The sequence below is a fragment of the Streptomyces sp. NPDC046261 genome (assembly GCF_040646235.1).
Classification (GTDB): domain Bacteria; phylum Actinomycetota; class Actinomycetes; order Streptomycetales; family Streptomycetaceae; genus Streptomyces.
Map to the genome: position 1 here is coordinate 202440 of NZ_JBEYZU010000006.1, position 13725 is coordinate 216164.

Genomic DNA, 13725 nt, shown 5'->3' on the forward strand with positions numbered 1-13725 from the left:
CCGGCCGGCCCGGGACATGACCGAGCCCTCTCGGCCGGGACGGCGTACCAGGCGAGAGGGCTCTGTGCGGGAATATCGATGCGGCGGCGGTGCTATCGCCATTGCCGGGCGATCCGCGGTCAGTCCAGATGTCAGACGGCGTGGGTACCGTTGTCGACGATCGCCACGAACGCGGACCAGGACTCCGGGGTGAAGGCGAGGGACGGGCCCTGGACGTCCTTCGAGTCACGGACCGCGATGGACCGCTGAACCGGGGAGGCGACCTCCACGCAGTCGCCGTTGGCCAGCGAGTAGGAGGACTTCTGCCACGTGGTCTTACCCTGCTGAATCGCCATGATCGCTCCGATGCATGTGAGTACTAACGTCGGTTCCTCGAGGTGCGATCGACGTTACGCGCCAACATCAGCTGATGAATGGGTGCTTCACTCGACCGGATGGCGTATCCCGTTTACCCCTTCCCCGCAGGGTGGGAGGGGTGTACTTTTCCGCCCCCGCACGACCGGTAGCGCTCACCTCCTTCAGTCCTCCTTCAGTCCTCCTCCAATCTCCTTCAATCCTCCTTCAGTCCCCTTCGGCCGCCTTCGCCCAGTCCTCGGCGACCTGAAGGATGAACCGCCGGGAGTCCTCCGCGTTGAGCGCCTGCATCCGCAAATGCTCGTACATCACGCTGTACGCCTGGACGTCGTTCGGCTTCTCCAGATAGAGGTCGCTGGTGATTCCCTCCAGATAGACCGTGCTCGCGTCCTGCGGGTCGTGGAATTCGAGGATGGAGAACTTTCCGTACATGCCCGGATGCGCGCCGACGGCATAGGGCAGCACCTGAACGGTGATGTGCGGCTGCAGGCTGAACTCCACCAGATGCTCCATCTGCTCGCGCATGATGGCGTTGTTGCCCACGATCCTGCGCAGCGCCGACTCGTCGATAACCGCCCACAGGCGCAGCGGATTCTCCGGGTCCGTGATCCGCTCCTGGCGCCGCATGCGCACCTGTACCCGCCGCTCCACGTCCGCCGCGGTGGCCTCCGGCCAGGAACCCTCCGTCACGGCGCTGGCGTAGTTCGGCGTCTGCAGCAGCCCGGGAACCAGCGAAGCCTCGTACACGCGCAGGGACGCCGCGTCGGTTTCCAGACCGATGTAGACGCTGTAGGGAATGTCGCCGAAGGCATGCCACCAGCCTTGCTGTCGTGACTCCTTGGCCATCTGCATCAGCGAATCGACGATGCGATGGTCCTCGACGCCGTACACCCCGCACAGGTCGCGGACATCGCGTTGGCTGATGCTGCGGCGGCCGTTCTCCAAGCGGCTGATCTTCGATTGCGAGACCAGTAGCCGCTCGGCTACCTCCTCGGCGGTCATGCCTTTGAGTTCACGGAGCTTGCGCAGCTCCTGCCCCAATCGGCGCCGCCTTACGGTGGGGTTGACACTGGACGCCACGGGACGCACCTCCGGCTCCGTCATGCTGCTTCTCTCCTGCTCCGCAGCCTGCCACCACTGGCCGGGGCGCCGCTGGAAAATGCTTACACCAAGTCGGCTTCCGGCGCCCGCCACTTGGGCACGACTGGCGTAGCCCTTGTACGTACGTCCGCGCGCGGGCCGCGCACCGCCCGGCGCTCGCGCACACGCACGCGCGGGGCGGTGGGCCGAACGCCGTCCGGGACGGGCCGGCCCACCACCCCGCGCGCTGCTGCGGCTCCCGAACCGGTTCAGTGGGGACTGCGGTGCGGTCTGTGGAGCGGAAGGTGATGCGTGTGGTGCTTCAAGGGATGCGGACGCTCCCGGCGGTGATTCGTGCTTCCGGGGAGCCGTCCGCGACTAACGGGCGTGGTCGGCGACGCGCGTGCCGAACCGTTTCACGAAGCGCCCGCGCGGGCCATCACGCCGCCGTGGTGCGTCGTCGGCCGCGCGGCGGCGACCCCGGCGGACTCGGCCGGAGGCCGCGCCGCCGCCCTGCGCCCCGCTCCGCCGCCGTTGCCCGCGGAGCCGGCCGTGGCCGGTGCCCGGCGCGGCTGCGCGCCGACGCCGTTCTGCACGTCCATCACCGCGTGCGCCACGAGCCCGCCCATCGGGTCGTGCCTGATCAAGTCCCGGAGCCGGGACCGCGAAGAGCGTCCCTCATTGCCCGGGTACAGGTGCTTTCCCAGCCCGACGGCATGCGCCAGGGCGGCGAGCGCCGCGGTCCGCGGGTCCGGCGGCACGCCGGTGCGGATCGCGCTGTCCAGCCGGGTTCTGATCTCCCGGCTGATGGCGGTGTCCGTCGCCTGGTAGCGCGTCGTCGGCAGCACCCCGCACATCTGGCCCGCCACGGCATGCACCATGCCGCACCGCTCCAGGTGCGTGAGATACGTCTGGCGCAGCCCCAGCCGGGGCCCGCCGATCCAGTGGACGGCGCGCACCGGGCTGCCGCGGCGGCGCAGCAGTTCGAGCGCGGAGTCCAGGGTCGGATCTCCTGTGGGCCGTGGGTGCACCACGGCGATACGATCCCCGTCTGGGGCTATCCGTCCGGCCAGAGCCAGCTCTACTAGCTGGGCTCCGGCAAGACCGAGGTCGAGCGACTGCGGCTGCGCCGTGGTACCCGTGGCCGGGTCCAGGGCGAGCAGCAGAAGCTCCTCCGGAATTGTTCTGCGGCTCCTGCCCATCCATGCCTCCCCGCGTGGATGAGTGACAGGGTGACCCCTCTCACATTGGTCTGTCGAGAGTGCGTGGTGGCTTCGGGTGGGAACCGGTAGGTATGTCGTCTCGTCTTGCACGTGGGTGAAGGCACACAACGCCCTCTCGCCCTCTGGCCGTGCCCCGGCGCGGCGGCGGCAGAGGACACTGGTAAGACGTTGAGAGAATCGGGCAGCGGGGCGGCTTGTCGCCCCGCCTCGGCGTATGGCGCGGTAATTCGAGGAGGCATCGGTGGCGGGCGAGTCCCCCGACAAGTCGGAGCAGCTGAAGTCGTCGGGGGAGACGACCGGCACGACTGGCAGTGAACGCGACCCGCGACTTGGGGTCATCCGGGAACCGGCGGCGTCGGCGGCCGGGACGGCCGAAAGCCGCGAGGGCGACCGCGCGACGGCCGTCTTCCGCACCGTGCGTCCGAAGGACGGCGAGGCGAAGGCTGCCGCCGGCGGTGACGGCGACGGCGGCAGCTCTGCCCCGGAAGTCGATGCGGATGCAAAGGCCGAGCCCGTCGGCGGCGCCGGCGCGGTCAAGGGTGACGCACGGCTGAAGGCCGCCGTGGCGGCCTGGGTGGCGAGCGCGGACGAGGACGCGGACGCCGACACGGACGTGGACGCGAACGCGAACGAGGCGGCCCGGGCCGACGACGAGGACGGCGAGAAGCCTGCCGCCCGGACGGCGGGTCAGGCGACCGCTGAGCCGACCGATCAGACGGCCGGTCAGACCGGTGACGCGGCCACGAAGCCCGCCGCCGACCGGCCGACGGCCGTCTTCAAGACGGCGCGTCCGAAGACCGATGACGCGGACGAGGCGGACGCCTCCGCCGACGCCGCTGGCCGGAAGGCCGGGACGGCGGACGAGAAGTCCGACGCGGGCCAGAAGGCTGACGAGGCCGGCAAGCCCGCCGCGGCCGGCAAGCCCGCTGCCGCGGACCAGCCGACGGCGGTGTTCAAGACGGTGCGTCCCAAGGACGAGCCGAAGGCTGACGCCAAGGCTGAGCCCGAGGCCGGCGCCGGCGATCAGCCGACGGCCGTCTTCAAGACGGTGCGCTCCAAGGATGAGCCCAAGGCTGACGCCCCTAAGGCTGACGCCAAGGCCGACCCCAAGGCCGGTGCCGACCAGCCGACGGCCGTCTTCAAGACGGTGCGCCCCAAAGACGAGCCGAAGCCCGAGCCCAAGGCTGACGTGAAGGCTGACGCCCCTAAGGCTGAGCCCAAGGCCGACGCCGGCGACCAGCCGACGGCCGCTTTCGGCGCCGTACGCCCCAAGGACGAGCCCAAGGCTGACCGCAAGGCCGGCGCCGATCAGCCGACCGCCGTTTTCGGTGCCGTACGCCCCAAGGCCGGCGCCAAGGGCGAGCCCAAGGCCGACGCCGGTGATCAGCCGACCGAGCTGCTCAAGGCCCCGGCCCCGGCTCCGGCCCCGGCCCCCGCGCCCAAGGCCGGGCAGGAGCGCAAGAGCCAGTTCGTCCCGCTGAAGGACGACGCCCCGGCCAAGCCCGACGCCAAGCCGGGTGCCAAGCCCGGTGCCGCTCCCGCCAAGCCCGGGATTCCGGTCTCGGTCACGCCCCCCAAGGCGCCCGCGGCGCCGGCCGAAGCCGAGCGGGCCAAGCAGGCGCCCTTCCCCGGCAAGCCGGCGGGCGCCGCACCGGGGACCGGCACCGACGCGGAGGCCGGGCGTCCCGCGGCACCGCTCGACCTGCTCGCGCAGCTGACGAACACCCCGCCGCCGCCGGAGACCCCGGTGCGCACGGCGATGCGCCGCGTGAAGATCTGGACGCCGCTCGTCGTGCTGCTCGGGATCATCTTCGTGGTCGTCCAGTCCTTCCGGCCGCTGCCCGAGCCGAAGCTGGCGCTCGGCGCGAAGAAGGCGTTCACCTTCACCGGCGCTCAGCCGGACTTCGCCTGGCCCGCCGAGGGCCAGTCCGCGGCCAAGGTGCTGGGCGCGGGAGAGGTCGGGACGTCCGGGGCGCAGAAGGCCGTGCCCACGGCGAGCGTCGCCAAGGTGATGACCGCGTACGTGATCCTCAAGGACCACCCCCTCAAGAAGGGCGAGAAGGGCGCGGACCTCGTCATCGACGCGCAGGCGGCGAAGGAGTCGCAGTCGAAGGACGAGTCGCGGCTGACCGTGACCGAGGGCCAGACGTTCTCGCAGTACGACATGCTGCAGATGCTGCTGATCCCCTCCGGCAACAACATCGCCCGGCAGCTGGCGCGCTGGGACGCCAAGTCCGAGGACGAGTTCGTCAAGAAGATGAACGCGGCCGCCAAGGACCTCGGCATGAAGAACACGACGTACACCGACCCCAGCGGTCTGATGGAGACGACCAAGAGCACCGCCAGTGACCAGGTGAAGCTGGCCGAGGTCGTGATCAAGAACGACGTCATCCGTGAGATCGTCGGCAAGCCCAACGCCAAGATCCCCGGGCTCGCGGAGCCGATCTACAACAACAACGACAAGCTGCTGACCAAGGGCACCGGCGTCCTCGGCGTGAAGACCGGCTCCAGCGGTCCGGCCGGCGGTGCGCTGATGTGGGCGGCGAAGCGGACGATCGACGGCAAGGAGCGGCTGATCGTCGGCGCGACCATGGACCAGCACTTCAAGGGCGGCCCCGACATCAACGCCGAGAACAGCCTGAAGATGGTGCTGGACAACAGCTACAAGCAGACCCGCGCCATCCAGGACGCCCTGATCTCGGCCGTCGTGGTGAAGAAGGGCGACGTCGTCGGCTCCGTCGACGACGGTCTGGGCGGGAAGACGCCGGTCGTCGCGACCAAGGACGTCAAGGCGATCGGCTGGGCGGGCTTCGCGACGAAGTTCACGCTCTCCGCCAACGGCCACAAGATCCCGCACACGGCGAAGGCCGGCACCGAGGTCGGCGAGCTGACCGTGGGCACCGGCGTGGACGCGGTCAAGGTGCCCGTGGCGCTGAAGACGGCGCTCGCGGAGCCCTCCTTCGGTGCGAAGCTGGGCCGCCTGGGCTGATCCACGGCCGCCGGCCGGCCGTCGTCGACGGCTTCTGGACCGTACGAGTGGGTACGGTCCGGGAGCCGCTTCGCGGCCGCGGTGGCGGGTGGGCGGCGTGTTAGCGTCGCGGGGTTTGCTCGCCTCAGCTCGAGCATGCGTGAAGATGGGGGAGATGGACCAGGGGGAAGACGGGGAGAGCCGCAGTGACCACCGTGGGGCCGGCGCGGGCCGGAAAGCCGGGAGAGCCCGGCAGCGAAGGCGACGACGCCAGGTCCGGTGCGCCGGACGGCTCCGTGCCTTCTCATGCGTCCGGGACGACCGGTGCGTCCGGCGTGCCCGGAGCATCCGCCGCCGGGAGACCGGCGTGGCGGCGGCCCTCCTGGGCGGTCGTGCCGGGGCACCGGCGCGGTGGCCGGCTCCAGGCGCTCACCGGGACCGTGCCCGTCACCCTCTTCGTCGCGGCCGTGCTGCACGTGGTGTGGGTGTGCCTGTTCGCGAACAGCGGCGGTGACCTGGCCGCTCAGGACGCCTGGACGGAGTTCGCGCTCCAGCACCCGGCGTCGGCGTACAACCTCGCCTGGTACGGCGGGATGCACCCCGTCTCGTACAGCGCGATCTCCCCGTATCTGATGGCCCTGCTCGGCGTGCGCACCACGATGATGATCGCGGGCACGCTGTCGGCCGGGCTGATCGCCCTGCTGCTGGTGCGCAGCCGCGCCGTGCGGCGGCCGCTGTGGCCCGCCCTGTACGGCGTCTTCGCGCTCACCTGCAACGCCATCTCGGGGCGGGTGACGTTCGGGCTCGGCATGATGTTCGGGCTGGCGGCGGTGGCCACGATCTTCGCGTGGCCGGTGCGCTGGCGCTCGGACGGCCGCTACCGCTGGGCGCGGGCCGCGCTGGCCGGGCTCATGGCGGCGCTGGCGACGGCGTCGAGCCCGGTGGCGGGCCTGTACGTGGGCGTCGTGGCCGCGGCGCTGTGGCTGAGCAGGCGGCGCCCGGCGGCGTACGCGCTGGGGGTGACCCCGGTGCTGGTCGTGGCGCTGTCGGCGTGGCTGTTCCCGTTCTCCGGGCAGCAGCCGATGGGCTGGCTCTCGATGATCCTGCCCCTGCTCGCGGGCGTCTTCGGGATGACGATGACGCCCTCCTCCTGGCGCACGGTGCGGATCTGCTCCGCCCTCTACGCGCTCGGGGTGGTGCTGGTCTGGCTGATCCCCTCGCAGATCGGTACGAACATCTCCCGGCTCGGCATGATCTTCGGCGGTGTGGTGGTGGTCGCCGCGCTGACCGACAAGAAGATGCCGCCCCGCGCCGAGCTGCTCCGGCGCGGCCGGGTCTGGACCGCGATGGTGCTCGCCGTGCTGACCTGCACGGTCTGGCAGCTGGCCAACTCCATCAGCGACATCGTGCACACCACCCCGGCCGCCTCCTGGGCCCGCGCGCTGGCGCCCCTGGTGGACCGGCTGCAGCGGGTCGACGCCGCGCGCGGCCGGGTCGAGGTCGTTCCCGCGCGCAGCCACCGCGAGGCGTCCGCCCTGGCCCCGTACGTCAACCTCGCGCGCGGCTGGAACCGGCAGGCGGACCTCAAGCGCAACCCGCTCTTCTACGAGGAGGGCAGGCTCACCCCGGACAGCTACCGCGCCTGGCTGAGCCGCTGGGCGGTGCACCACGTGGTGCTGCCCACCGGTGAGCCGGACAACGCCGCCGTCGAGGAGGCCAAGCTGGTCCGCCAGGGCCTGCCGTACCTGCGCGAGATCTGGTCGGACAAGAACTGGCGGCTGTACGAGGTGCAGAACCCCACCCCGCTGGCCGAGCCCCCGGCGATCGTGGACCACGCGGACGCCGGCGAGCTGACGATCACGGTGCACCAGGCGGGGCCGGTGCTGATCCGCATCCCCTACTCGCCGTGGCTGGGTCTGATCGACAAGTCCGGCAAGGCCGTGCAGCCGCCGAAGGCCGGGCCGGGCGGAGAGCCGCCCGTCAACGTCAACGGATGCCTGACCAAGCAGGTCCAGCCGTCGCAGAAGGGCGAGCCGGAGGACGACTGGACCCTGCTGCGCGCCCCGCACCCCGGTACGTACCGGATCGCGGCGCCCTACAAGCTGCCGCGCGGCACGGGCTGCCCGGACGACCTGGCGCGCTAGACCCTGGCGCCACAGCGAGGCGGGTGACCGAACGTAGCGTCCGGTCACCCGTTCGCCGTCTTCCGGCGGGTCCGTCCGGATGATCTCGCGCCACCCCGATGACCTGCCCGTTCGGCCCCGCGCCGGGCTGTGACGAGCGGCGATGGCGCAGGGCCGCCGGGGTGCGGACGCCGCGCAACGCGGTTTCGCTCGGCAGGAGAGGAGCGCGGAATTCCGACTCCTGCTGCGGCGCATCGGCGTGCCGCGTCCGCGCTCACGGAGGAAGCATGCGTACTGCACGAGTGCTCACCGGGGCCGCCCTGACCATAGCCGCGCTGGGGCTGCCGTACGTCCCCGCGCTCGCCGACACCTTCGGGAAGCTGGAGGTCAGCCCGAGCACCGTCCGGCCGGGCGCCGTGGTCACGGTGAGCACCACCGCCTGCGGCCCCGACGGCCGCGGCACGGGTGACGCCAGCGCCGTCGGCGGCCCCTCGTCGTTCGAGCTCGGCCCGGGCACCCACAAGGACGTCGTCGTCGGCGAGTTCAAGGTGCCCGACTCGGCCAGGCCCGGCACCTACGGCATCGGCGCCAAGTGCGACAACGGCAAGGAAGCCACCGGCGACGTGGTCGTCACCTCCGGCTCGGCCCCGGCCTCGGCACCCGCCTCGGCCGCGGCCTCCGTCATGCCGAGCACCCCGGCCTCGCCCCCCATGGGCGGCGTGAAGACGGGAGCCGGCGGGACGAGCGCGAGCTCGGGCACGGTCGAGATCGTGGCCGGCGCCGCCGTCCTGGCCACCGTCGCGGTCGCCGGCACCGTGTTCCTGCGCCGCCGCGGCGGCGGCCACCGGGCCTGACCGGGGGCCGTCCCCGTGCCGGCCGGTCCGCCCCTCGGCCCCCGGACGCGCGCCCTGCGCCCGGGGGCCGGGGACGGCCGGGGGCGCGAGCGATGGCCGGGCCCGCCGGAGCCCGTGGGTGCCCGCCTGCGCAGCGCCTACCTGGGGGGCGCCGCCGTGGGCCGGTGGGGGCACCCGGCGGGCCCGGCACACGTGGTGCGTCAGGCGCGCGAATCGCGGCGCAAGAGCGTGCTCGCCGCGGTCCTCGCGGTCGCGGTGCTGACGGGCAGCTGGCTCATCGAGCACGGCGCCAAGGACCAGGCGCCGCCACCGCAGCCCTCCAAGGCCGAGGCGTTCCCGACGCCCGGCGAGCCCCTGTTGTCCCCGCCGCGCCGGGAACGGTCCATTCCGCCCCTGCCGCCGGCCGCCCCCACGCGCGTGCGCGTCCCCGCCATCCAGGTCGACGCCCCGCTGATGCCGCTCGGGCTGCTGCCGGACCGCACCCTGGCCAGCCCGCCGGACGCGGACAAGAACCTCGCCGGCTGGTACGCGGGTGGCACCCCGCCCGGCGCGGCCGGCACCGCCGTCGTGGCCGGCCACGTCGACACCGAGAACGGGCCCGCGGTCTTCTACAACCTGGGCGCCCTGAAGAAGGGCGACACGGTGGAGATGGCACGCGCGGACGCCCGCACCGCCGTCTTCACGATCGATGCCATCGAGGTGTACGAACGCGACCGCTTCCCGTCCGCGAAGGTCTACGGCACCACCGGACGGGCCGAGCTACGGCTGATCACCTGTGGCGGCGGCTTCTCCCAGGAGGCGGACGCCTACCTGGGCAACGTCGTGGTCTACGCGCACCTGACGTCCGTACGCAACACGCCCCAGCTGATGCGCGGTTAGGCCCCGGCCCCGCTTCTAGTGCTCCTCCCAGGGCGGTTCCTCGTCCCAGGACGGCTCCTCCTCGGGCCACGGCGCCTCGTCCCCGGCCCGGGACGCCGCGGGGGCGCCCTGCCGCGCCGCCGCCCTGGGCGCCGGAACGGCCGCCGGCGCGGGCGGCTCCTCCGGCTGGGGAGCGGGCAGCTTCGCGAGCACGTCGAGGATGGGCTGCCCGTACTTGGCCAGCTTGTTCTCGCCGACGCCGCTGACCGAGGACAGCTGCTCCAGCGAGCCCGGCAGGGCGGTGGCGATCTCGCGCAGCGTCGCGTCGTGGAAGATGACGTACGCGGGCACGCCCTGCTCCTTCGCGGTCGCCGCCCGCCAGGCGCGCAGCTCCTCGAAGACCGGCACCGCGGACGCGGGCAGATCGGCGGGGGCGCCACGCCTGGCCGCACCGGCCCCGCCCGCCTTGGCGGCCCGCGCGGCGCGGGCCGGCTTCTCCGGCTCGCGGCGCAGCAGCACCTGCCGCCGCGAGCCCAGCACGTCGGCGCTGGCGTCGGTGAGCACCAGCGTGCCGTACTCGCCCTCCACGGCCAGCAGCCCTTGCGCCAGCAACTGCCGCACCACGCCCCGCCATTCCGCGACGCTCAGCTCCGTGCCGATGCCGAAGACGGAGAGGCCGTCGTGGTCGTGCTGGATGACCTTCGCGGTCTTCTTGCCCAGCAGGATGTCGATGATCTGGCCCGCGCCGAACTTCTGCCGCCGCTCCCGGGCCAGCCGGAAGACGGTGGACAGGAACTTCTGCGCGGCGATCGTGCCGTCCCAGGTGACCGGTGGCGTCAGGCACGTGTCGCAGTTGCCGCAGGCGGCGTCCTGCCGCTGACCGAAGTAGGCGAGCAGCTGTCCCCGGCGGCACTCCACCGTCTCGCACAGGGCCAGCATCGCCTCGAGGTGGGTGGCGAGCCGGCGGCGGTGCGCGTCGTCGCCCTCCGAGCCGTCGATCATCTTGCGCTGCTGGACCACGTCCTGCAGCCCGTACGCCAGCCAGGCCGTCGACGGCAGCCCGTCACGCCCGGCGCGGCCGGTCTCCTGGTAGTAGCCCTCCACGGACTTCGGCAGGTCCAGGTGGGCCACGAAGCGCACGTCCGGCTTGTCGATGCCCATGCCGAAGGCGATCGTGGCGACCATGACGACGCCGTCCTCGCGCAGGAAGCGGGCCTGGTTGGCGGCGCGCGTACGGGCGTCGAGGCCCGCGTGGTACGGAAGCGCCTCGATGCCGTTCTGCGCCAGGAACGCGGCGGTGTCCTCCACGCCCCTGCGGGACAGGCAGTAGACGACGCCCGCGTCGCCCGCGTGCTCGGTGCGCACCAGCTCCAGCAGCTGCTTCTTCGGGTCGTTCTTCGGCGCGATGCGGTACTGGATGTTGGGGCGGTCGAAGCTGGCGACGAAGTGCCGGGCCTCGCGCAGGTTCAGCCGGGCCGCGATCTCGGTGCGCGTCGCGTCGGTGGCGGTCGCGGTCAGGGCGATGCGCGGCACGTCCGGCCAGCGCTCGTGCAGCGCGGACAGGGCCAGGTAGTCGGGGCGGAAGTCGTGGCCCCACTGGGCCACACAGTGCGCCTCGTCGATGGCGAAGAGGGAGATCTTGCCCCGGTCGAGCAGCCGCAGCGTGGCCTCCACGCGCAGCCGCTCCGGCGCCAGGTAGAGCAGGTCCAGCTCGCCCGCGAGGAACTCGGCCTCCACCATGCGGCGTTCGTCGAGGTCCTGCGTGGAGTTCAGGAAGCCGGCCCGCACGCCGAGCGCGCGCAGCGCGTCGACCTGGTCCTGCATGAGCGCGATCAGCGGCGACACCACGACCCCGACGCCCGGCCGGACCAGCGCCGGAATCTGGTAGCACAGCGACTTGCCGCCACCGGTGGGCATCAGCACGAGCGCGTCACCGCCGGAGACGACGTGCTCGATGATCTCTTCCTGCTCGCCGCGGAACGCGTCGTACCCGAAGACGCGGCGCAGGCAGCGCAGAGCCTCACCGGCGTCGTCGCCGGCCTCGCTGATCACTGTGGTGTCGGCCATTCGAGAAGTCTACGAGCCGCCACCGACAAAGCCGGGTGGATCAAGAAAGCCGGCCGGACCGGCCGGCGCCCGGCGGATCACGCCACCTCGATGCCGTACTCCCGCACCAGCGCCTCCAGCCCGCCCGTGTACCCCTTGCCGCCGATCACGAAGTCCCAGTCGCCGCTCGCCCTCCTGCGGAACGAACCGAGCACCAGCGCGGTCTCGCCCGGCCGCCCGTCGGAGACCTCCAGCTGTCCGAGCTCGCCGCCCGAGGCGTCCGCGAGCCGGATGCGGGCACCGGTGAACTCCGAGAGGTCGGCGTGCGGATCGACGGCCGGGTCTATGGCCGCGACGAGCACGAGCCGGTCGGCGGGGGAGGGCAGCGCCTCGAAGGCGACGTGGAGGGCGGCCTTGTCGGCGGGGGAGGGGTCGACGGACCGCACGGCTCCGTCGGGGGTCTGCCGGTTGTTGTAGAAGACGAAGTGATCGTCGCTGAGGACGCGCGACCCCTCGCAGACGAGCGCGCACACGTCCAGGGCGACGCCACCGGACCAGGACATGCCCAGCACGTTGTGGTTCCCGGCCGGCCCGGGCTCCTGCCGGGCCGCGGGAGCCGTACGGGCGCCCCCGCCCAGCCGCCCCCGCAGCCCGTGCCGCGCCAGCAGCTCCACCAGCTCCTCGCCGGAGACCAGCGTCAGCGGCTTGCCGTTGGCGAAGGCGTACGAACCGGGCCCGAACCCCGAAGTCGTCACCAGCACGCCCTTGTTGGCCCCGGCGCCCTGCACCGTCCCGTACAGATCGCGCACGGCGGTCGGCGGCACCGTCTTGCGGTACCGCTTGACCTGCACGATGATCCGGCCGCCGCTGATCGGGTCGGGGTCCAGCGCCTCGACGTCCACGCCGCCGTCGTTGGAGCGCTGCGTCATCACGGCCTGCATGCCGCGGGCCCGGAAGAGCTCGGCGACCAGCGCCTCGAAGGCGACGGGGTCCATCTCGAAGAGGTCCGGGTCGTCGCCCCCGCCGTGCGAGACGACCCCCCGGCCCACGTCGTCGGGCTGCCGACCCGGCCGTACGGCGGCCAGTTGGTCCGGACGGGCGGACAACAGCCCGCCGAGCCCCTCGGTGAGGCACTCCACGGCGCTGACCTGCTCCAGGCGCAGCTGTGCGAAGACCGCGCGGGAGACGGTGACGGCGGCCAGGACGATCCGGGCGGGCCGCCCGGTCGCCGGATCGTGGTCGTCGACGAACCCGTTGAGGACCACGGACTCCAGCGTCCCGAACTCGTCCGCCGCGAAGAGCTCGCGCAACGCCAGCAGCACGCACTGCGCCAGCACGTCGCGGTAGACGGACCGCCGCTGGGTGACGGGCCGGGCGATCTCCTTGTGCTCGTCCGCGGTGACCATGTACCGCACCGACTTCGTCTCCGGGACGATGCCGAAGCCCGGCAGCTCCCAGTTCAGCACCAGCTGCCGGGCCGCCGGGTCGTAGGCGGCGGATATCTGGTGCGGGAAGTCGTCGGGCCAGGCCCCGGAGGCGTACAGGGCCGCGGAGAAGTACTCCACCACCGCCTCGGGGTCCGCCTCCCGCAAGGCCGCCGCCATGTCCGCGATGCCGGCGTTGTACTCCCGGGTCTGCGCCAGCGTGGCCGCGGCCCACTGGTCGTACTGCTGCCGGTAGGCGGCCAACTGCCGCAGCCGCCGCTCCTCGGCGGCCTGCGCCGCGTGCCAGTCGCTCTCGAACTGCGGCCGGTTGCCGCGGTAGCGGAAGTCATAGGGGTCCGGCATGGCCACGGGCTGCCCCAGGTGCCCCGGACTGAACGGCTCCAGCCGCTCGGACCGCGCCAGCGCGCCCGTACTGAACGCGGGCGCCCCGCAGCCCGCCACCAGCAGCCCCTCCAGCGCCCCGACCCGGGCCTCCAGCTCCTCCGTCCGCTGTCGCGCCTCGGCCTCCCGGGCCTGCCGGTACGCCCGCTGACGCTCCCGGTCCTGCCGCGCCAAGTCCCGCTCGTGCGCCCGCTGTCGCCGCTCCAGCTCGCGCTGCTCGGCCGCCGCCGCCCGCTGCCGGGCCTCGTGCTGCCGCTGCTGCTGCCGCTGCGCCTCGGCCCAGATCCCCATCAGTCCGCTGGAGCGGCGACTCATGGATGCGTTCCTCCCCCGACGACTTCCGCTGCCCTGCCGACTTTAGCCGCCCGTACGACAAAACGATCACCGCATCGC

General features: G+C 72.5%; 9 protein-coding genes. 4 read left to right on the forward strand and 5 right to left on the reverse strand.

The features are described from left to right. Positions 1 to 131: 131 nt before the first annotated feature. From ABZ956_RS14240 to ABZ956_RS14250, 3 genes are all read right to left on the reverse strand, one after another. The gene (locus ABZ956_RS14240) at positions 132 to 335 is read right to left on the reverse strand and encodes a DUF397 domain-containing protein (RefSeq protein ID WP_361891963.1); all 204 of its coding nucleotides are present in this window, start codon (positions 333 to 335) and stop codon (positions 132 to 134) included. Positions 336 to 561: 226 nt separating this feature from the next. Continuing rightward, positions 562 to 1434 carry a helix-turn-helix transcriptional regulator gene (locus ABZ956_RS14245; RefSeq protein ID WP_361892456.1) on the reverse strand — a complete coding sequence of 291 codons (873 nt, stop codon included), beginning with the start codon at positions 1432 to 1434 and terminating at the stop codon, positions 562 to 564. Positions 1435 to 1850: 416 nt separating this feature from the next. Beyond that, the gene (locus tag ABZ956_RS14250) at positions 1851 to 2636 is read right to left on the reverse strand and encodes a GPP34 family phosphoprotein (RefSeq protein WP_361891966.1); all 786 of its coding nucleotides are present in this window, start codon (positions 2634 to 2636) and stop codon (positions 1851 to 1853) included. 262 nt (positions 2637 to 2898) lie between these two features. Here ABZ956_RS14250 and ABZ956_RS14255 point away from each other — a divergent pair, with 262 nt between their 5' ends. The 4 genes from ABZ956_RS14255 (at position 2899) to ABZ956_RS14270 (ending at position 9481) form a co-directional block, all read left to right on the forward strand. Continuing rightward, entirely contained in the window at positions 2899 to 5646 is a 2748-nt protein-coding gene (locus ABZ956_RS14255; RefSeq protein ID WP_361891972.1) for a D-alanyl-D-alanine carboxypeptidase, read from the forward strand. A gap of 419 nt (positions 5647 to 6065) precedes the next feature. Then, positions 6066 to 7769 (forward strand): MFS transporter, encoded by a 1704-nt coding sequence (locus ABZ956_RS14260; protein ID WP_361892459.1) that lies wholly within the window; start codon positions 6066 to 6068, stop codon positions 7767 to 7769. A 266-nt stretch (positions 7770 to 8035) separates the two neighbouring features. Beyond that, positions 8036 to 8602: a hypothetical protein gene (locus ABZ956_RS14265; RefSeq protein WP_361891974.1), complete on the forward strand. Its 567-nt coding sequence runs from the start codon at positions 8036 to 8038 to the stop codon at positions 8600 to 8602. A 195-nt stretch (positions 8603 to 8797) separates the two neighbouring features. After that, the gene (locus ABZ956_RS14270; protein WP_361892462.1) at positions 8798 to 9481 is read left to right on the forward strand and encodes a class F sortase; all 684 of its coding nucleotides are present in this window, start codon (positions 8798 to 8800) and stop codon (positions 9479 to 9481) included. Between the two features lie 15 nt (positions 9482 to 9496). Here ABZ956_RS14270 and recQ read toward each other — a convergent pair whose 3' ends face one another. Further along, complete coding sequence (gene recQ, locus ABZ956_RS14275; protein WP_361891977.1) at positions 9497 to 11527, reverse strand: DNA helicase RecQ; 2031 nt, start codon at positions 11525 to 11527, stop codon at positions 9497 to 9499. 77 nt (positions 11528 to 11604) lie between these two features. Continuing rightward, positions 11605 to 13647, reverse strand: coding sequence for a restriction endonuclease (locus ABZ956_RS14280; protein ID WP_361891980.1), 2043 nt, complete (start codon positions 13645 to 13647; stop codon positions 11605 to 11607). Between the last annotated feature and the right edge of the window lie 78 nt (positions 13648 to 13725).